The following is a 21,217-nucleotide window of genomic DNA, read 5'->3' as shown; positions in this document are numbered from 1 at the left end:
AGGGCACCATCTTCAGTTATTTATGGCGTGGTAATATGTGAGGTAATCGCCCGTTAGAATGGGTTTCAAGTGGGTAGTGTCGTGGGTGTATATATAAACCCAGGCGGATTGAATGGTGCCGTCAGAGCGTTCTATAGGGAGCAAGACACGACGATACTCATGGGGATCGGCGAAGTGATGGCTACACCCCTCATATTCGTCGAGTAATTGGATGAGGGGTTTCTCTTGACGGATTTGATAGAGCTCACCATGAACCCAGTCATTGGTATGCGTGGATGGGACGACACCCGGATAACGACCGATATCGTAGAGCTTACCCCGTAGTTTTCCTGGCGAGTGAAAATGGCAGTATTGTGTTATGTAGCTCTGTTTAGGATGACCTATTGCCCGGAGTAGGGTGCCGTATACAAAGAGATAAGACATGGCTTTTTGATCACCAAAAACTCAGTCATCGTGCCGGGTGCTTTTCTTCTTTTTCTTGATGCGCTGGGCATTCTTGGAGTTTTTGACCAGGTCTTCAATGATAGGTGTCAACAACACTTCCATGGCGAAACTCATCTTGGTGCCGGGTATTACCAATGTGTTACGCCGAGAGATAAACGAGTTCTCGATCATGTGCTTCATGTTGACCAGATCAATGTTGTACTTTTTGATGATCTTCTTTTTGACTCGAATCACGACCAGGCTTTCGTCTGCAGAGGGTACTTCCCTGGAGATGAAAGGGTTGGATGTATCAACAGTGGGTATGCGTTGGAAGTTGATGTCTGTGTGGGAGAACTGCGGAGTAATGTGCTCTACATAGTCATCCATGCGACGTTTGATGGCCTCAACGATAGACTCAGTATCATAACCGCGTGTCTCATTATCACGCTGGATTTTCTGAATCCATTCCAGATTGATGATCGGTACTACGCCAATCAGGAGATCGACATACGGGCGCACTTCCGGCATGCCGCCATGTAATCCTTCGTAAAGCAGTAGATCGGTCTCGTCTTTTGTCTCTTCCCAGGGGGTGAACGTGCCGGCCTTTAAACCCCACTGCAGCGCTTCCTCATCATTGTGCAGGTAATGGCGAACTTTCCCTTGCCCCTGGGCTTTATAGTTTTTGAATAATTCCGCCAAATCATCCAGTAAGTTCGCCTCTGGGCTAAAATGACTGAGATTGCGCCCTTTCTGCTTGGCCAGTTTTGTGGCCTTTTTCATGTCACTGCGGGTATAGCGATGATAGGAGTCCCCTTCAACCAGCAAGGCCTGTATGCCTTCTCGGTAAAAGATGTGACTGAATGCATCACGTACAGTGCTGGTGCCTGCTCCGGACGAGCCGGTGACTGCAACGATTGGAAATTCTCTTTTGCCCATGGATTGGAACTCGTCTAGGAATGGGTACTTCAATCAACCGATTTTGGCATATTTTCAGCTTGATTGCGCTGTTGCGTTATGATCGAAAACCGTTTATGTCTGAGTCAGCCGTAACGGCTTTCCCTTTATATAAATCACCAATAGCGCGAAACCCATGACCGGTAACATCAGTAGATTGAGATTTTGCCAACCCGTTGTTGCCTCAAGCCAGCCTGAGCCTAGGGCTGAAAGCGTTACCGTGCTGAAGACCAGGAACTCATTGGCTGCTTGGGTCTTGGCTTTTTCTGCTGGAGCGTAAGCCTGTGTGACCAACTGCGTCGCGCTGATAAACATAAAGTTCCAGCCAACACCGAGTAGTAGCAAGGCGGTCCAGAAGTGCCACTCGCTCTGCCCCTGCACATTGATCAGAATACAGAGCAGTATCAGTGCCGCGCCCAGTTTTATCATAGGCAGAGCGCCGAAACGTTGGATGAGTCGCCCGGTATAGAATGAGGGTAGGAACATGCCGAGGACATGCCACTTAATGACGCTGGTCGCAGCAGCAAAGCTGTATCCGTAGCGTTCCATGGCCAGTGGCGTGGCGGTCATGATCAGGTTCATCACCGCATAACTGGCCATGCCGGCAACGACGGCGACTATAAACAGGTCTTGCCGGATAATTTCGCCAAGTTGACGTTCGGTTTGCGCTTCATTTTCCTGCTCAGTTGGGTTTATTTTTACCAGGAATAGCAGCAGTAGAGCGATCAGGTAAAGGACCAGAAGCCCCATAAAGCTACCGGCAAAAGGGGTTTCTGGTATCCAGTAGCGGCTGTTTAGGGCCAGGGTTGGGCCAAGCAGGGCCGCCAGGACTCCGCCGGCCATGACCATTGAAATAGCATGACTCTGCTGGCCTGGATAAGCCACTTCAACGGCGGCAAACCGATAAAGCGTGCCAAAGCCAATACCGATTCCCAGTAGGAATGTACCCCCGCAGAACAGGACGAATGCGCCATCAGGCAGCGCGATGACGCAGAGCACGGCACCGAGAATGCCGAAACTGGTGCCCAGGTAAAATCCGTTCTTGCGGCCAATCCGTTTCATGATGAGCGAAGCGGGAATAGTAGCCGCCATCAATCCGACAAACTGTAAGGCTACGGGTAAGGTGATCAATAGTTCACTGGGTGCAATGGCCCGTCCGATCAGTCCATTGACGGAGACCAGTAAGACGTTTCCCGTAGTCAGTAGCGCCTGACAGAGGGCAAGCAAGATAACATTTCTATTCAATGGCTTGTGACTTTATTGATTGAGTGGCGGTGAGCGTGAACGCCGAATGGTGATGAAGTCACCCAGTCAGTAGATTACATCCTTGCCATTATCAGGCGGGAAGACGGCTAATACAATCGTTGAGATATCAGGGTTATGACACCGCTCAGGTTATGCTGCCTCTGTCGCTTTTATGCGACGTCCAAACGGACAGACCTTGATGCAGATGCCACACATGGGGGCGCCTATATTGGGTAAGCTTGCGAACTCTACGGTGACTTTCTCTGCACAGCGTTGCAGATCCAGCGCCTCTTCACGAGAGCTGTAGTGCGAGTCCGTATTGACGTTGTAGATGGCATCCACCGGGCAGGCATCGACACAGAGCCGACATTTGCCACAGCGATTCTCAATCGGGCCATCCACATCCAGCGGCGCATCGGTCAATAGCGTGACCAGGCGCACTCGTGAACCATGCTCTGGTGTGATCAGTAGCAAGTTTTTACCTTGCCAACCTAACCCCGCCATACGTGCGACCGCCTTGTGACTGATAGCACCATACCAATTTTGGCGATCCAGTATCTGTGCGGCTGGAACGGGCAGGGCGCGATAACCCTGCTTTTGTAGATGGTTGGCTGCTTTGAGTGCAATCTCATCAAGCAGGCGGTTGGATGTTTGATAGGCCGTTGCATATATGGGGGTGGGCTGGTCGTTGATGGTCTCAAAGACATCGGTTGGGACGCGTAGCGCAATAGCAATAGCCCGGGTGTAGTGCTGCAACAAGTCAGCAGGGTCAGTCTTGAGCGCTTTAAGGGGCGAAGTGTCAGCGATCCCAACCAGATCGGCGCCCAGTTGGGTAATCACTTGCTTGATTTGTTCTGTGTAAAGCATCTGTACCTGCTGGTGAGCTTGAGTGTCACCCTATCAGGAACATCATGTTAGCGGTCAGGGAATGGCTGGGAAATACTCCCAGCCGACAAGGGGATCAATGCTCGCCTTTGGTCTTGCGGATACCTGCCAGGCGATTGCCCTGCTTCTGCGGGCCACCCATTGGAAAGATATCGTGCAGATAACGGTTATTACCGTGTTCGCTGCCCCAGACCTTTTTGAAGTGCTTGATCATGTCGCGTACCTGAGCTTGCACATGATGTTCGTGGTAATAGTTTCGGATGTAATGAATCACTTCCCAGTGTTCATCAGTCAATACCAAGTTCTCTTTTTCAGCCAGAGCAATGGCAAAGCCTTCTGACCACTCATCCATATCCTGTATATAACCTTCTTGATCTGTCGCAATCAGTGCATCACCCACAGAAAGATAATCTGTGCGTATTGCAAAAGGGTTTGTTTTCATCTGTTAACCTCCGAAAAAAAGGGGGGCACGAATGCCCCCCTCTTATCTACAACTGCTATTCGGTTCCACCTGTAGTGGAGCCTGCAGGTGCCGCTTCTTTGATGCGTTTCAGCGCACTCTCTTAAAGCGGTATGTTACCTCAGAACCGAATTATTTCAACGCTCAGTTCATACGAATCTTTCTGACCCGAACGATCTGGTAAGCACGGCCGAGATAGCTGAGCGGTACACTCCAGACATGAACCAGGCGGGTGAATGGGAACAGCAGGAACACGGTCATACCGAAGAACATATGCAGCTTGAAGATGAAGTTAACATCTTGAATCAGGCTGGCATCAACGCTCAGGGTAGCCACGCTCTTGACCCATTCGGTCAGGGCGATCATGGTGCTGGCATCGCCATGAGACGCATGGTCAATAGAGACCACAGTGGTGCTCAGGCCCAGGGCCACAGTTGCAAGCAACCAGCCGATGATGAAGGTGTCACGTTTACGGCTTACCGCACGTACGCGTGGCTCATTCAGTCGACGCAGCAGCAACATGATGGAACCGATCAGGCAGAGGCTGCCGAATATCAGACCCGCATAGATGGCGATGTACTGGTGAGCGGTATCAGAGATACCCAGCGCCAGGAACCAGCTGTGCGGGGTCAACATGCCGACCAGGTGGCCGAAGAATACTGCCAGAATACCCACATGGAACAGGTTGCTGGCAATACGCATGTTTTTGTTGCTGAGCAGTTGGCTGGAATCGGCTTTCCAGGTGTACTGTTCACGATCAAATCGGAGCCAGCTTCCCAGCAGGAAGATGGTACCGGCGAGGTAGGGGTAGGCCCCAAAAAAGAAGTCATTCAGTGTCATTCAAATCTCTCCTCAGGCTGCTTGGGCCAGATGTCCACGGTTTTCAACGATCCGAAGAATCCGCGCATAGGGGCTCTCGGCCTTTTCCAGATTTTCGCTAATCACCTTTAATACCTTGGCGGCGTCACCCAGGAAGACCCGTGCTTGCAGGTCATCCAGGGTTGAGACGTACTCAAGGATGAGTGGCAAAAAGTCAGGGATCTCTTTCCCTTCCACCTCAAGTCCACTCGCTTTGTAGTATTCCGACAGGTCGATCAGGGCAGGTCCCCGACCCCGGTCATCACCAAACAGGTGATGAGTCAGGTGCAGGTCATGTTCTGGAACCATGTCGAAGGTTTGGACATACTGGCTCTGCAGACCGGTCAGGTCATGCATATTTATCCAGGAGATCAGGTTCAGAAGATCTTCCCGCTCCTGTGAGCTGATGGCTTTATCTTCCTTAATGGCTTCAATAACAGCCGGAAGATTGTCCATCAGCTCCTGGTCTGGATAGTCCAGTAATCGAGCTAAAATGTTGTATATGAGCATTGTCATAATCTCCTGTTAAACCGTATCTTTTTTCCGCGGCTGCTGAATATCCTGCGGGGTATAGGTACGTTTACGCGAAGCAGGGAACAGGGTGAAACCTTCACCGCTATCGCTGCCCTGAGAGCTGGCGTTGCCTGCAGTGAAACCGTTCTGGCCCTGGAAGGCGTAAGGATCTTCCTGTGCCAGTGCTTCGTTGGCGGTGGGAATCACGAAACGGTCATTGTAGTTGGCGATCCCCAGCATCTGATACATCTCATCAGACTGTTGCTCGGTCAGACCAGCGGCCTCCAGTGCAGCGACGTTCGTGGTGCCGTCGACATTCTTGGAACGCTGATTACTGCGCATAGCGAGTAGACGGTTAAGCGCACTGAAGATGGGCTTCTCATCACCCGCAGTCAACAAGTTAGCCAGATACTGAACAGGGAATCGCAGGGCTTCTGATTTTGGAATGACGCCGTCTGCTTCTGTGGGCAGGGTGCCCTGATCGATCTGGCTCTGTACCGGTGAGAGCGGTGGCACGTACCACATCATGGGCAGGGTGCGATACTCTGGGTGCAGTGGGAATGCAATCTTCCAATCGATTGCCATCTTGTAGACAGGCGAACGCTTGGCTGCATCCAGCCAGGTGTCAGGGATACCCTGTTCCTGTGCCTGACGAATCACTTCTGGGTCGTTTGGATCCAGGAAGATATCCATCTGCGACTTGTACAGATCCTTGTCGCCAGCAACGCCTGCTGCATCACTGATCTTGTCTGCGTCATACAGAACAACACCCATGTAACGAATACGGCCTACGCAGGACTCTGCACAGGCGGTTGGCATGCCAGACTCGATACGTGGATAGCAGAGAATACACTTCTCAGATTTACCGGATTCCCAGTTGAAGTAGATCTTCTTGTAGGGACAGGCGCTGACGCACATACGCCAGCCGCGGCAGCGATCCTGATCGATCAGAACAGCACCGTCCTCATCACGCTTGTAGATAGCGCCGGAAGGACAGCTGGCCACACAGGCTGGGTTCAGACAGTGGTTACACAGTCTGGGCAGATACATGTGGAAGGTCTTCTCGAACTCCTTGTAGATCTCCTTCTGGATACCCTTGAAGTTCTGATCCACTGAGCGGTGCTCGAATTCACCGGCCAGATCGTCTTCCCAGTTTGGACCCCATTGGATTTTCTCCATACGCTGGCCCGTAATCTGTGACAGCGGACGTGCAGTCGGCGCAGCTTCAGAAAGCGGCTTGTTCTGCAGTTTGGGGTAGTCATAGTCGAACGGCTCGTAGTAGTCGTCGATCTCTGGCATATCAGGGTTGGCGAAGATGTTCAGCAGTTTGCTGATACGGCCACCGGCCTTCAGCTCCAGCTGACCATTCTCTTTTTTCCAGCCACCTTTCCATTTTTCCTGGTTTTCCCACTCTTTTGGGAAACCGATGCCGGGCTTACTCTCAACGTTGTTAAACCAGGCGTATTCAACACCCTTACGGTTGGTCCAGATGTTCTTGCAGGTTACAGAACAGGTGTGGCAACCGATGCACTTGTCCAGGTTCAGGACCATTGCAATTTGTGCACGTATATTCATCTCATATTCCTCAATATTCTTTTCACCGGGGGTGCAGGGTGGGTTTGAACACCCTGCACCGTTGCGATTAAGAGACTCAGTTGTTGATTCCTTCAGGATTCAGCTGGGCCTCGCGTTCCGGTGTCAGATCACCTTCCAGCCAGTTCACGTCGGCATCTTCGATCTTGTGTACGATGACGTTCTCGTCACGCTGGCTTCCGACCGTTCCGTAGTAGTTGAACGAGTAGGAGAGCTGTGCGTAACCACCGATCATATTGGTCGGTTTCATGATCACCTTGGTCACACTGTTGAGAATGCCGCCACGTTTACCGGTGGTGTTGGAACCCGGTACGTTTACGTTCTTCTCTTGAGCGTGGTACATCAATGCCATACCTTTGGGTACACGCTGACTGACAACAACACGGGCTACGGTGGCACCATTGGCGTTGACCGCTTCAACCCAGTCGTTATCTTTCAGGCCAATGCTCTTGGCTTCGTCCTCGTTGACCCAGAAATAGGGCCCGCCGCGGAACAGCGTCAGCATGCGCAGGTTGTCCTGGTATGAAGAGTGGATACCCCACTTGGAGTGTGGTGTGATCCAGTTCAGGGTCAGGGTCTTCTTGCCTTCCAGCTTTTTGGCCAGACCAGCAGGCAGGTTCTTGTGTGCACCCAGATCTTGTGGTGGACGGTAGCAGCAGAGACCTTCACCAAAGTCCAGCATCCACTCGTGGTCGAGATAGAACGAGGCACGACCGGTCAGGGTACGGAACGGAATATGCTCGTGGATGTTGGTGTAACAGGCGTTGTAGCTCACTGTTTCAGATTCAATGCCGGACCAGGTCGGTGCGGTAATGATCTTGCGGGGCTGTGCCACGATGTCATGGTATTTAATCTTCTCTTCATGACGGCCTTCATACAGATGGCTGTGGTTAATACCGGTCTTCTTGGAGAGGGCGGACCAGGACTTGTGGGCGACTTCGCCGTTGGTCTCTGGTGCCATCATCAGAACGGTGTCACACACCTGTACGTCTTCCAGCAGTGAAGGCAGACCTTTGGAGATACCTTCCTCGGTGATAACACCGTTGTGGGTCTTCAACTGTTCGATCTCGAGATCGGTATTCCAGTCGATACCCTTGATGTTGTTGCCGAGCTTGTTCATCAACGGACCTACAGAGGTGTACTTCTTGTAGGTGTTGGGGTAGTCACGTTCAACGACCTTGAACAGCGGAGCAGTCTTACCTGGGATCAGGTCACATTCGCCACGCTTCCAATCTTTGACTTCACCATAGGGTTGAGCCAGCGCCATGGGTGAGTCGTGCTGCATAGGCAGGGAGACAACATCCTTCACGGTACCCAGATGCTTCTCTGCAATCTCAGAGAACTTCTTGGCAACGCGCATGAAGATCTGCCAGTCAGACTTTGACTCAAACGCGGGATCCACCGCTTTGCCCAGCGGATGCACGAAAGGATGCATGTCGGTGGTGTTCAGGTCAGCCTTCTCGTACCAGGTAGCGGTAGGCAGAATGATGTCGGAATAAGCACCCGTGGAGTTGAGGCGGAAGTTGATATCCACCATCAGATCCAATTTACCAATCGGCGCTTTCTCGTGCCATTTGATCTCTTTGCAGGTAGCACCTTGAGTGCCTTCCTGCATAACGCCGTTCTGTGCGCCCAGCAGATGCTTGAGGAAGTACTCATGGCCTTTAGCGGAACAGCCGATCAGGTTGGCACGCCAGACAAACAGGTTGCGTGGATGGTTCTCTTCCGCATCGATATCTTCAATAGCAAAGGAGAGATCACCGCTCTTCAACTGTTCTGTCATGTACTGGGATACACCGGCCTCATCTGTTGCGCCGTTTGCTTCAGCCGCCTTGACGATATCCAGTGGATTCTTGTTGAAGTGAGGTGCTGATGGCAACCAACCCAGACGTTGTGAAACCACGTTGTAGTCGCCAATCTGGTAACCACGATACTTGGCTTGTGCGGTAGAGCCGAGGATGTTGTCCGCCTCTACTTTCTCATAACGCCACTGATCGGTATGGAAGTACCAGTAGGTGGTGCTGTTCATGTGACGCGGTGGACGGTGCCAATCGAGTGCGAACGCGATGGGTGCCCAACCCGCTTGTGGACGCAGTTTTTCCTGGCCTACATAGTGAGCCCAACCACCACCGGTTTGACCAACACAACCACAGATGTGCAGGATGTTCATGATACTGCGATAGCCAAGGTCGTTGTGATACCAGTGGTTAATCGCCGCACCCATGATGACCATGGATTTACCGCGGGTCTTGGAAGCGTTCTCGGCAAACTCGCGACCGGTACGAATCAGGTCAGCGGTTTTGATACCGGTAACCTTTGAACCCCAAGCAGGGGTATAAGCGACGCTGGCATCATCATAAGAGGTTGCCAGGTTGTCACCCAGGCCACGATCAATACCGTACTGGGAAACCATCATGTCGAATACGGAGGTAACGAATACCTCTTCGCCTGACGCCAGTTTCAGTTTACGAACCGGGATGTTACGCAGCAGGGTGTCATCTTCACCTTCAGCAAAGTGAGGGAAGGCGACACTGACGACGTCATCGCGATTGTCGATACAGGTTAGCTCGGCTTCGATATCGGCCTGGGTGGCTGCATTTTTGGGTAGCAGGTTCCACTTGCCATCTTCGCCCCAACGGAAGCCAACAGAGCCATTAGGTACAACATAGCTGTTGGTGGTGGAGTCATAGACAACGGTCTTCCACTCAGGGTTATTGTCTTCGCCCAGGTTCTTGTCAAAGTCAGTCGCACGCAAGAAACGTCCAGAGACATAGCGATCACCGTCTTTACGCAACATGACCTGCATCGGCATATCGGTATAGGTGCGCACGTATTCCTGGAAGTAGGGGTCCTGTTTCTTAATGTGGAACTCATTCAGTGCCACATGGCCCATAGACATGAAGGCTGCAGCATCAGTGCCTTGTTTGACAGGCATCCAGAGATCAGCAAATTTTACGAACTCTGCATAGTCAGGCGCCATAGAGACAATCTTGGTGCCGTTGTAGCGAGACTCGATAGCAAAGTGAGCATCCGGGGTACGGGTCATCGGCAAGTTAGCACCGCAGATGATGATGTACTTGGAGTTATACCAGTCAGCCGCTTCTGGTACGTCAGTCTGTTCACCCCAAACCTGCGGAGAGGCGGCAGGCAGATCACAGTACCAGTCGTAGAACGAACCGCAAGCGCCACCAATCAGAGAGAGATAACGTGAACCTGCGGCATAGCTGATCATGGACATGGCAGGAATAGGTGAGAAGCCGTAGATACGGTCCGGGCCCCATTTCTTGATGGTGTAGACGTTGGCTGCTGCGATGATCTCGGTCAGCTCTTCCCAGTTGGAACGAACGAATCCACCCAGGCCACGCACAGCGGTATAGCTCTTACGCTTGGCAGGGTCAGCCTGAATCGCTTCCCATGCTTCTACGGGGTCTTTGCCACTCTTACGCTCAGCGCGATAGAGGTCAACCAGACGTCCACGTACCAATGGGTATTTGATGCGGTGCGGGCTATAGAGGTACCAGGAGAAAGAGGCTCCACGCTGACAACCACGAGGTTCGTGGTTAGGCAGGTCGGGGCGGGTCTCGGGATAATCGGTCTGCTGCATTTCGTAGGCAACCAGACCGTTCTTGACATAGATCTTCCAGGAACAACCACCGGTACAGTTCACACCATGGGTGGAACGTACCACCTTGTCATGGCGCCAGCGGTTCCGATAAGTATCTTCCCACTGACGATCTTCATTAGTCACTATACCGTGGCCCTTGGAGAAGGTCCCTTGGACCTTCTTAAAGAACCTCAGGCGGTCAAGAAAGTGGCTCATTGTGTATCTCCTCTAAGCATGTCGCATTAACGTGCTATTAACTAAAACTGCATATAAGTTGGAGCAGACCCGTTGGGGGGTAAGTATCCGCATGAGCAAGGCACGTGTGGATGGTGGGTCTGCTCCAGACCCTTTCAACTCAAAACATTAAGGATTGTCGTACTCACGCTTCGGACCCAGGTAGTACCACCAGTTGATGACCAGGCAGACGAAGTAGAATGCGGCAAATCCATACAGGGCATTTTCCGGTGTGGCGGCCTTGATCTGTTCACCAAACACCTTAGGAATGATGAATGCACCATAGGCGGCCACCGCAGAGGTCCAGCCCAGTGCGGGGCCTGCCTGTTCCTTATCAAACACCATAGCAATGGTGCGGAAGGTGGAGCCGTTACCGATGCCGGTTGCTGCGAACAGCACCAGGAACAGGATCAGGAAGGGTACAAAGAACTCTTCTGGTGTGGTGGAGGCGTAGGCTGCCTTCAGGAAGTAGGCCACGCCAAACGCGCTTGCGATCATAATGATAGATACGATCTGGGTGACTTTGGCACCACCCACCTTATCAGCAATCCAGCCGCCGACCGGACGAATCAGGGCGCCGATGAAAGGTCCCATCCAGGCGTACATCAGTGCGGAAGGACCGTTCGCATTGACCACGTCATGGGTCAGGACTCCGTTGACCATCAGGTGCTGGTAGCCGAAGACCACTTTGATGGCCAACGCGAACCCGGCGGAGTAACCGATGAAGCTACCGAAGGTCATCGTGTAGATCACACTCATGATCCAGGTGTGCTTATTGCTGAAGATCTTGAACTGACGTTTCAGATTCGGCTTGATATCGCCAGGGATCAGCTTCATCAGCATGACGGTACCGAACAGGATACCGGCAATGACTGGCCACTTGACCCATCCAGGTGCACCTAAACCAGTTGGTGCTGGCAGGATAATGTAGAGGCCAATAGCGGCAGTAATGAATCCGATCAGCAGCATGGCGGTAATCTTGGCCATGGCGCCGATAGGTGATCCAATGTGTGGCGATACCTCTTCCGTCCGGATGTTGTTCATACCGAACCAACCCGCGAATGCCAGTGGGATCAACAGGAACAACCAGACAAAACCGGCATTATGGATATAACTCTCGGTACCAGCGGGAATCTTGCCGATCAGGGTGCCTGAGGTGTTTTCCAGGATCATCGGCTCACCGCCGAAAATACCAAAGGTCATTACCAGAGGGACCAGGATCTGCATGGTGGTTACACCCGCATTACCCAAGCCAGCATTCAGACCCAGCGCCAGACCCTGCTGACGTTTCGGGAAGAAGAAGCTGATGTTGGACATTGACGAGGCGAAGTTACCGCCGCCAAAGCCGGAGAGGAACGCCAGACCCTGAAATACCCAGAGTGGGGTGTCCTTGTCCTGCAGCGCGAAGCCGGTACCGATGGCCGGAATCATCAACAGGGCAGTGGTAAAGAAGATGGTGTTACGACCACCCGCGATACGGATGAAGAAGCTGCTGGGAATGCGCAGCGTTGCCCCCGTCAGGCCTGCGATCGCGGCCAGTGTGAACAGCTCAGACTTGGCAAAAGGAAAGCCCAGGTTAAGCATCTGTACTGTGATAATGCCCCAGTACAACCAGATGGCGAAGCCACACAGCAGACTGGGAATTGAGATCCAGAGGTTACGGTTTGCGATCCGCTTACCCTCAGATTCCCAGAATTGGGTGTCTTCGACATCCCATTTTTTCAAATCAGACATAATTGCCTCTCTATTTTATTGTTACTACTTAAATCAATAATTTTCAGTGCGTTTTTATTCCAGTGTGTCAACGTTTGACGCCTTGATCTGACGCATGCGCATCGCATCGGCTTCAAGTCTTGCCTTCTCTTTTGATTCGGTATATTTCTCGATTAACTCTTCCAGCAGATGAGCCTGCTCGACGGCCGCTTTCGCTGCGGCGTACTCTTCAGGACATTCGTGGTTCTTAACATACTCATCCACGGCATGTTCCTTGGCGATCTCCATATCCTGTTCCTGATGCTCTTTGGCGAAGGTGTAGTGCATCCAGATCAACGAGACGCAGGTAGCGCCGTAGAGCAGCATGAAGACGGTGGAGTTGACGCCAGTGATATCTTTCATGGCGCCGAACATGATGGGGAGCAGGAAGCCGCCCATGCCGCCGGCCAGACCGACGATGCCAGAGATGACGCCAATGTTGTCGGGGTATTCGTCTGACAGGAACTTAAAGACAGATGCCTTACCAAAGCCCCAGGCGATACCGACAATGAACAGCAGCGCGGTAAAGACCCAGACATTCAAACCAAGATCCAGGGTAACGGGACCATTAATGGTCTTGATGGTCAGTGCCGTCTGTGGATATGACATGAAGAACAGGCAGATCCAGGAGATCCACATGACCCACCAGGTGACTTTGTAAGCACCATACTTGTCTGAGAACCAGCCACCCAGTGCGCGAATAACACCGGAAGGCAGAACAAAGATAGCGGCCAGCAGCGCAGCATGGGTCAGATCAAAGCCGTATTCGTTGATGTAGTACTTGGTCATCCACAGTGACAGACCGACGAAGCCGCCGAATACCAGTGAGTAGTATTGGCAGTATTTCCAGACCTTCGGATCTTTGAGTGCCTGTAACTGCTCTCTGATGGTGACGGTTTTGGCTACCTTATGTTCTGGATCCTCATAAGTGAACATCCAGAACAGGATCACGACTACGGCCATGGCCACTGCATAGACCTTGGGAACCATAGTCCAGCCGTAGGAAACCACTAGGGTTGGAGCAACAAACTTGGTGAGGGCAGCACCGGCATTACCTGCACCGAAGATACCCATGGCAAAACCCTGTTTCTCTTTGGGGAACCAGCGTGCGGTGTAGGCGATACCTACAGAGAAGGAAGCGCCGGCGATACCGACAAACAGACCGAGTACTAAGAACTGCCAATATTTCGTGGCATCGCCAATAAACCAAAGGGGCAGGATCATGGCGCACATCAGGATAAAATAGACGATGCGACCACCAAACTTATCGGTCAGCATACCTACCGGCAGTCGGACCAGTGAGCCGGTCAGGATGGGAGTGGCGATAAGCAAGCCAAATTGGGTGTCATTCAGGGTGAGCAGTTGTTTGATGGGGATGCCGATGATGGAGAACATGACCCAGACTGCAAAACATGCAGTAAAGGCGATGGTGTTCATGCTCAGCACGGAGATTGCTTTTCTTTGCTGACTTGCCATGTTTTTCAATACCTGTAGATACAAATTATTGAGAAGAACCAGCCACTTTTTGAGTGTGGCCTGGAGTCTATACTTAATTAATGGTAATAAAAGTGGGGTTATTCCAGACTGAAATAGTAGGAATACCACCAAAGAGGTAGTGGTGGTATATTTCCTAACGAGCTGTAAAATAAGTGAAAAATATTAATTGAGGCGGGTGGTTGGTATACGCTGGTGCGGCGGCCAACTTTAAGGTGGTATACCTAAAGACCTTGATTGTACCCCCCCTTTCATCAAGCTAAGATCCGGTGATGGCTCAGCAGTTTAAAAATTCCATTGTCCTTCGTATGGGCCTCTCCATGGCGATCATTACCCTGCTGGGGTTTCTCACCATGTTGGGGTCGGTCATTATCGAGGAGATGACTCAAGGGCACGCCGCAGCGATTAATCAGGCAGGCACCCTGCGTATGCAGTCGTATCGGATCGCTACACGGCTGGTTTATCAAGCGAATATTGATCAGGAATTGTATTGGAAGCTTACGGATGATCTGGTTCGCGAATTCGAACAGCGTCTGACTAATCCCCGACTCACTACCGTGATCCCCGATGAGGCGGAGCACGCTCTTAGAAAGTCCTATAACCGTATTAATCTTCAGTGGCACAAGAAAATTAAACCTGTCTTGAATGTTTACGTGGGTTTGGTTGCGCCTAAAAACAGAGATGCATTGCCCGTACATAAAGATGACAAACTGCTCTGGCTGACAACACAGAGAAATATTCGTGAGCGATATGTCTCTATTGTTGATCGATTTGTATCTGATATTGACAATCTGGTTAAACAGCTTGAAGAGGGGGCTGAATCAAAGATTCGCTGGTTGCGTGTCATTCAGATCAATTCACTGTTCCTAACCCTCGGCATGGTTTTCTATACCATGTATTTGGTACAAGCCGTCGTTTTGCCCCCCCTGCGTGATTTACTGCGTTTTTCCATGTTTGCCAGAAGGGGGGATTTCTCCGTGCGGGTAAAACATGAACACAATGATGAATTGGGACAACTGGGTAGTGCCTTCAATGGTATGGCTGACGATCTATCCAAGATGTATGCCGATCTGGAAGAACGGGTGCGTGAAAAGACCACAGATTTGGAGCGGAGCAATCGTTCGTTGGAGTTGTTGTATAAAACAACCAGTCGCCTGAACGATACGCATATATCTGCTCAGACCTATGAAGAGCTGCTGAAAGATATTGAGCAGGTGGTGGGTTTTGGTCCAGGTAATATCTGTCTGGCTAAATCTATGAGTGAAGAGGTATTTACACTCGCCTCCAGTAGACCCCAGGGCGGAACAATCTGTAGCACAGATCACTGTAAGGAGTGTATGCATCAGCAGGGGACGCAGATTAAAGAGTGGAAAGAGCTCGATCAATCGGTACGGCGAGTGCTCTCTATTCCCATCCGTGATCAGGATGAACAGCATGGTATTCTTTTTATTGCTATCCCCGAGGGTACCCTGCTTAAGGTTTGGCAAAAACAGTTACTGGAAGCAGTGGCTGATCATATTGGTGCGGCCATCGGCGTGGCCTATCGGACGAGCTTTAATCGCCGTTTGGCTCTGCACGAGGAAAGGGGCGTTATTGCCCGCGAGTTACATGATTCATTGGCCCAGTCACTCTCTTATTTAAAGATCCAGGTGAGTCGACTGGATATGACGTTAAAACAACAGCGTGATGAGGCGGAAATTCAAAAAGTTGTTCAGGAGATACGCGAAGGCTTAAACAGTGCCTATCGCCAACTGCGTGAGTTGCTTACGACGTTCCGACTCAAGGTAGATGATCGGGGGTTGCTGCAGGCACTGGAAGATACCGTTCATGAGTATCAGGTTCGTTCGGATATTTCTATAAAGCTCGAATTTGATCTGCATGGCATGCAGCTAAGTGAAAATGAAGAGATACATGTCTTGCAGGTGATTCGTGAAGCGCTGTCCAATGTTATCCGTCACTCAGGTGCCAAGCATGCTCGGGTAACTCTGACGGGGGGGGGTGAAATGCCGATCCGTGTCAGCATTATTGATGATGGATGTGGTATACCTTCTGCCCCCGAGCGTTCTAGACATTATGGTTTGGCCATCATGGATGAGCGTGTGAGGAGTCTTGGCGGGTCAATCAGTGTTGAACCTGCAGAGGGTAGTGGTACGCAGGTGGTATTTGAATTCATGGCTACAAAAAATGAAAATAATCTTGTCAGCGATAAAGTGGATCTAAAGGCGTTATGAGTAGAGAGAAACCCATTTCAATTCTAATCATTGATGACCATCCCCTGTTTCGGAAGGGTTTGGCTGATTTGATTGGTATGGATCAAAGCCTGCGCCTCATCGCGGAAGCCTCATCCGGTGAGGAAGGTCTATCGAAAGCGTTAACGCTACGGCCAGAGTTGATACTGCTTGATCTAAACATGAAAGGTATGGACGGACTGGAAACCCTGAAAGCACTCAAGCAGACAAACCTCGAAAGTTACGTAGTGATGTTGACGGTTTCCAATAATGAGAGTGATGTGACAGATGCCCTGCGTCTTGGTGCGGATGGTTATTTATTGAAGGATATGGAACCCGAGAGTGTACTGGAACATATTCAGATTGCCGCATCAGGTCGATTGACCATTACCGATAGTTTGACTGAGTTATTGGCTCGAGCTTTACGCGACGATGGACGACCAAAAACACCCAACGAAGCGGGATTGACCAATAGGGAAGAAGAAATTCTTAATCTCATCTCTACCGGTATGAGTAACAAGCAGATTGCGCGGGAACTGGATATTACGGAAGGGACCATCAAGGTTCATGTTAAACATTTGCTGAAAAAGCTTAATCTTCGAACCCGCCTTGAAGCTGCCGTATGGTGTACCAAAAACAGTCCGACCGCTTGAGTGGGCCCGCAGTTCGATTAAGTTAGAAAAAGTTGCCAAGTACGGATCCCGGCAAGTCTACTCTTCTCGCGGTTATTTATTGGCCAAGCAGGCTTCGACCATCGCACGAGCCGCGTTGGAGAGTGATCGATTGGTGTGAGTGACAGCGCCGAGTGTCCTACTCAACCGCAGTTCTGCTATATCCATTATCTTTAGCTCTGGATCATGAGTCATCGATTCGGGAAGCAAGCTCCAGCCGAGGCCGATAGAAACCATCATCTTAAGGGTTTCGAAGTAGTTGGTTGCCATGCCAATCTTAAGACGAAGACCCAACGGTTCCAGCGCCTGTTCTAAAATACGTCGGGTATAGGTTCCTTGAGCAACCAGTACCGCAGGATAGCTGGCCAGGTCTGCCAGCAAGACTCGTTTGCGATTGGCCAGTGGATGCTCTCGGGAGACTACAAATAGCAGTGGGTCATGCCAGATAGGTAGGGTGGTGAGATTGGTCAGCGGTTCGGTGGGCAGGGTGACAATGGCCAGCTCGAGACTGCCGTGCTGGACGGCGCTGCAGGCGGTTTCTGAATCCATGAAACGAATATCCAGTTGAACCTGAGGGTAGCGACGGCTGTAATGCTTCAGTGCTGGTGGTAGCCTGCGCAACCCAATGTGGTGACTGGTCGCCATGGTCAGTGTGCCGCTGACTTCTCCGGTGAGATTTGAAATGCTGCGTCGGATATCTTCCAGTTCATATAGCATTTGTTGCGCTCTGGGTAACAGCTGCCTACCTGCTTCGGTGAGACTGATTTTACGGCTTATACGATCAAACAGCCGAGTGTTCAGTTCCTGCTCAAGGGCTGCAACCCGTTTACTCACGGCAGGTTGGGTCAGGTGCAACTGTTCACCTGCCAGCGAAAAAGATTCAGTTTCAGCCACTGCCAGAAATGCCTTTAACTCATTGATATCCAAAGTCGTTTCCTTAGCCCCAGCGATTATGTATTCCTGTAGAGAATTATAAACATAAAAAAGATGAATTTGTTTTATATTTGAGTGAGGTTTATCCTTTCGCCTCCATTAATAGGTGGCAGAACAATGAGCGCAAAAACACTTTACGACAAGATTTGGCAGGACCATGTGGTGCGAACCGATGAAGACGGCACTACGCTTCTCTATATAGATCGGCAGCTGGTGCATGAGGTGACTTCTCCCCAGGCCTTTGAAGGTCTGCGCATCACTGGCCGCAAGCCCTGGCGTACCAGTGCGACCATTGCAACCCCTGATCACAACGTGCCTACACTGGGTCGTGTTAACGGTATTGATGATCCTATTGCTCGACTACAGGTCGAGACCTTGGACCGTAACTGCGAAGAGTTTGGTATTACCGAATTCGGTATGTCAGATGTTCGGCAGGGCGTGGTTCATGTGATGGGTGCTGAACAAGCGCTGATCCTTCCAGGTATGACGGTTGTTTGTGGTGACTCCCATACGGCCACCCATGGCGCTTTTGGTGCACTGGCGTTTGGTATTGGCACTTCTGAAGTAGAGCATGTGCTGGCAACCCAGACACTGATCCAGAAGAAATCCAAGTCGATGCTGGTGAGTGTGGATGGTCAGGTCGGGCCGGGTGTCACCGCCAAAGATATCGTATTGAAAATCATCGGTGTGTTGGGTACCGCTGGCGGAACAGGCTATGTGATTGAATTCGGTGGCCAGGCGATACAAGCCCTGAGCATGGAAGGCCGACTTACTGTTTGTAATATGGCCATTGAGGCGGGAGCCCGTGCGGGCATCGTCGCTGTGGATAACACCACCATCAATTATCTTAAAGGTCGTCCGTTTGCGCCGAAAGGGGAGGTGTGGGATCAGGCTGTAGCCGTCTGGCGTGGGCTTCATTCTGATGAAGGTGCCGAGTTTGATCAGGTGTTGCGTATCGATGCCACAGAGATCGAGCCACAAGTGACCTGGGGTACTTCTCCCGAGATGGTGCTGCCGATCGGTGGTGTAGTCCCAGATCCTGAGCGTGAGCCCGATGCGACTAAAGCCGATGGTATGCGTCGCGCGTTGCAATACATGGGCCTGGAGGCAGGAACCCCTCTGGTGGAGATCAAGCCAGATCATGTGTTTATCGGTTCATGCACTAACGGTCGTATTGAGGATTTACGTGCTGCTGCTGAAGTGGCCAAGGGTCGCAAGGTTGCCGCAGGTATTGTGCAGGCGTTGGTGGTTCCTGGTACGGGCCTGGTCAAGCAACAGGCAGAAGAGGAAGGTCTGGACAAGATCTTTATCGAGGCCGGATTTGAGTGGCGTGAGCCCGGTTGCTCCATGTGTTTGGCTATGAATGCTGACCGTTTGAAGCCGGGTGAGCGTTGTGCCTCTACTTCAAATCGTAACTTTGAGGGACGCCAGGGCCAGGGGGGGCGCACCCATCTGGTCAGTCCTGCTATGGCGGCTGCAGCGGCAGTAACCGGTCATTTTGTTGATGTGAGGGAGCTCTAATGGAAGCATTCAAGTCATTTACCGGTGTTGTGGCCCCATTGGATCGCTCTAATGTGGATACAGACGCCATCATTCCAAAGCAGTTTCTTAAATCCATCAAACGCACCGGTTTTGGCCCTTATCTGTTTGATGAGTGGCGCTATTTGGATCACGGTGAACCTGATATGGACTGTACCAACCGTCCATTGAATGAGGTCTTTGTGCTGAATGATCCGCGTTACTCTGGCGCCCAGGTGTTGTTGGCACGGGAGAATTTTGGTTGTGGGTCATCGCGCGAACATGCGCCATGGGCATTAGAAGATTTTGGTTTCAAAGTCATTCTGGCTCCCAGTTTTGCAGATATATTTTTCAACAACTGCTTTAAAAACGGCATTTTGCCTATAAAGCTGTCAAGCGCACAGATAGATGGATTGTTCGCTAAGGCGACGGGTGAGCAGGCATTACAGATTGCCGTTGATCTTGAGGCCCAGACCCTGACACTTGCTGGTGGTGATGTGATCGCTTTCGAGGTGGATGAGTTCCGCAAGCACTGTCTGTTGGAAGGCTTGGATGACATTGGACTCACCCTGCGCCACAGTGACGAGATTACCGCCTTTGAGCAGCAGCGCAGAGCGCGGGCGCCCTGGATCTTTGGTGAGGCCTGAACCCAGATAGCATCGAAGGGGTCGGAGTCGATGTGTCAACTCCGACCCCAGTGCAGTGAAGAATATTTATTGAATTACAGAACAAAGGTTAAAACATGAGCAAAAATATATTGGTATTGCCGGGTGATGGTATTGGACAAGAGATCGTAACGGGGGCCGTCAAGGTGTTGGCCTGTCTACGCGACGACTTTGGTCTGGATATCGAGATGGATGAGGCGTTGATCGGTGGTGCGGCCTATGATGCAGCGGGTCATCCGTTGCCCCAGGCAACGATCGATCTGGCGAAAGAAGCCGATGCTGTACTTCTGGGTGCAGTGGGTGGTCCCAAGTGGGAGCCGCTGGATATTTCTGTGCGTCCAGAGAAGGGATTGTTGGGTATTCGTAAAGAGTTGGGCCTGTTTGCCAACCTGCGTCCCGCTATTCTCTATCCACAGCTGGCCGGTGCATCAACCTTGAAGCCAGAAGTGGTGTCAGGTCTGGATATCATGATTGTCCGTGAGTTGACCGGTGGTATCTATTTTGGTCAGCCACGGGGTATTCGTGAGCTGGAAAATGGCGAAAAAGAGGGCTTCAACACCCTGGTCTATCGCGAATCTGAAGTTGATCGCATTGTACGTGTTGCGATGGATATCGCCATGAAGCGCAACAAGCGCCTCTGCTCTGTGGATAAGGCCAATGTGCTGGAGTGTACCGAGATGTGGCGCGATGTGGCCACCAAGGTTGGTGCAGATTATCCAGAAGTAGCGCTTTCACATATGTATGTGGATAACGCTGCCATGCAGCTGGTGCGTGCGCCGAAACAGTTCGATGTGATGGTTACCACCAACATGTTTGGTGACATCCTTTCAGATTGTGCCTCCATGCTGACAGGCTCTATCGGAATGCTGCCCTCGGCTTCACTGGATGAGCACGGCAAGGGCATGTACGAGCCAATTCACGGTTCTGCACCTGATATCTCTGGGAAGGGCGTCGCCAATCCGTTGGCAACTATCCTCTCAGTTGCCATGATGCTGCGCTACTCATTGAATGAGTCAGCAATGGCCGATCAGGTTGAGAAGGCGGTTAACAGTGCATTGGATCAGGGTCTGCGGACTCCGGATATCTACTCAGAGGGTACCGAAAAGGTCGGCACCGAAGCGATGGGTGATGCAGTAGTCAAGGCGCTACGGGAAGGCTGAGCACGCGTTCGCCGTTTGGGCAGTGAA

Annotated in this window: 17 protein-coding genes; 5 read left to right on the top strand and 12 right to left on the bottom strand. The window is 51.4% G+C overall.

What is annotated here, in order from left to right; translation table 11 throughout:
- Nucleotides 1-12 precede the first annotated feature (12 nt).
- From FHP88_RS02760 to FHP88_RS02710, 11 genes are all read right to left on the bottom strand, one after another.
- On the bottom strand, nt 13-423 hold the full coding sequence (locus FHP88_RS02760) for a gamma-glutamylcyclotransferase family protein (protein WP_144357464.1): 411 nt from the start codon (nt 421-423) through the stop codon (nt 13-15).
- Between the two features lie 21 nt (nt 424-444).
- Nucleotides 445-1,359, bottom strand: coding sequence for a phosphoribulokinase (locus tag FHP88_RS02755; protein ID WP_144357463.1), 915 nt, complete (start codon nt 1,357-1,359; stop codon nt 445-447).
- Between the two features lie 93 nt (nt 1,360-1,452).
- Entirely contained in the window at nt 1,453-2,622 is a 1,170-nt protein-coding gene (locus FHP88_RS02750; protein ID WP_144357462.1) for an MFS transporter, read from the bottom strand.
- 150 nt (nt 2,623-2,772) lie between these two features.
- On the bottom strand, nt 2,773-3,489 hold the full coding sequence (locus FHP88_RS02745) for an epoxyqueuosine reductase (RefSeq protein WP_144357461.1): 717 nt from the start codon (nt 3,487-3,489) through the stop codon (nt 2,773-2,775).
- A 94-nt stretch (nt 3,490-3,583) separates the two neighbouring features.
- Nucleotides 3,584-3,949, bottom strand: coding sequence for a TusE/DsrC/DsvC family sulfur relay protein (locus FHP88_RS02740; RefSeq protein ID WP_144357460.1), 366 nt, complete (start codon nt 3,947-3,949; stop codon nt 3,584-3,586).
- 162 nt (nt 3,950-4,111) lie between these two features.
- Nucleotides 4,112-4,807 carry a respiratory nitrate reductase subunit gamma gene (gene narI, locus FHP88_RS02735; protein WP_144357459.1) on the bottom strand — a complete coding sequence of 232 codons (696 nt, stop codon included), beginning with the start codon at nt 4,805-4,807 and terminating at the stop codon, nt 4,112-4,114.
- 12 nt (nt 4,808-4,819) lie between these two features.
- Nucleotides 4,820-5,335 (bottom strand): nitrate reductase molybdenum cofactor assembly chaperone, encoded by a 516-nt coding sequence (narJ, locus tag FHP88_RS02730; protein ID WP_144357458.1) that lies wholly within the window; start codon nt 5,333-5,335, stop codon nt 4,820-4,822.
- 15 nt (nt 5,336-5,350) lie between these two features.
- Entirely contained in the window at nt 5,351-6,913 is a 1,563-nt protein-coding gene (gene narH / locus FHP88_RS02725) for a nitrate reductase subunit beta (protein ID WP_144357457.1), read from the bottom strand.
- 76 nt (nt 6,914-6,989) lie between these two features.
- On the bottom strand, nt 6,990-10,751 hold the full coding sequence (locus FHP88_RS02720) for a nitrate reductase subunit alpha (RefSeq protein ID WP_144357456.1): 3,762 nt from the start codon (nt 10,749-10,751) through the stop codon (nt 6,990-6,992).
- Between the two features lie 147 nt (nt 10,752-10,898).
- The gene (locus FHP88_RS02715; RefSeq protein WP_144357455.1) at nt 10,899-12,503 is read right to left on the bottom strand and encodes an antiporter; all 1,605 of its coding nucleotides are present in this window, start codon (nt 12,501-12,503) and stop codon (nt 10,899-10,901) included.
- Between the two features lie 54 nt (nt 12,504-12,557).
- Entirely contained in the window at nt 12,558-13,997 is a 1,440-nt protein-coding gene (locus FHP88_RS02710; RefSeq protein ID WP_144357454.1) for an MFS transporter, read from the bottom strand.
- Nucleotides 13,998-14,287: 290 nt separating this feature from the next.
- Between FHP88_RS02710 and FHP88_RS02705 the strand changes: the two genes are divergently transcribed.
- Together FHP88_RS02705 and narL are read left to right on the top strand one after the other, a co-directional pair.
- A complete protein-coding gene (locus FHP88_RS02705; protein WP_144357453.1) occupies nt 14,288-16,246 on the top strand; it encodes a histidine kinase in 1,959 nt (652 codons plus the stop codon).
- Nucleotides 16,243-16,896: a two-component system response regulator NarL gene (gene narL, locus FHP88_RS02700; protein ID WP_144357452.1), complete on the top strand. Its 654-nt coding sequence runs from the start codon at nt 16,243-16,245 to the stop codon at nt 16,894-16,896. Before FHP88_RS02705 ends, narL begins: the two co-directional genes overlap by 4 nt.
- Before the next feature lie 72 nt (nt 16,897-16,968).
- Here the strand turns inward: narL and FHP88_RS02695 are convergent, their stop codons facing one another.
- A complete protein-coding gene (locus tag FHP88_RS02695) occupies nt 16,969-17,841 on the bottom strand; it encodes a LysR family transcriptional regulator (RefSeq protein ID WP_144357451.1) in 873 nt (290 codons plus the stop codon).
- A gap of 123 nt (nt 17,842-17,964) precedes the next feature.
- Here FHP88_RS02695 and leuC point away from each other — a divergent pair, with 123 nt between their 5' ends.
- From leuC to leuB, 3 genes are all read left to right on the top strand, one after another.
- Nucleotides 17,965-19,368, top strand: a complete 1,404-nt coding sequence (gene leuC, locus FHP88_RS02690; protein WP_144357450.1) for a 3-isopropylmalate dehydratase large subunit — start codon at nt 17,965-17,967, stop codon at nt 19,366-19,368.
- The gene (gene leuD, locus FHP88_RS02685) at nt 19,368-20,012 is read left to right on the top strand and encodes a 3-isopropylmalate dehydratase small subunit (protein WP_144357449.1); all 645 of its coding nucleotides are present in this window, start codon (nt 19,368-19,370) and stop codon (nt 20,010-20,012) included. Before leuC ends, leuD begins: the two co-directional genes overlap by 1 nt.
- Nucleotides 20,013-20,107: 95 nt before the next feature.
- Entirely contained in the window at nt 20,108-21,190 is a 1,083-nt protein-coding gene (gene leuB / locus FHP88_RS02680; RefSeq protein WP_144357448.1) for a 3-isopropylmalate dehydrogenase, read from the top strand.
- Nucleotides 21,191-21,217 lie beyond the last annotated feature (27 nt).

This window comes from Sedimenticola selenatireducens (assembly GCF_007625115.1).
GTDB lineage: Bacteria > Pseudomonadota > Gammaproteobacteria > Chromatiales > Chromatiaceae > Sedimenticola > Sedimenticola selenatireducens_A.
This window is presented reverse-complemented; position numbering and strand designations above follow the sequence as displayed.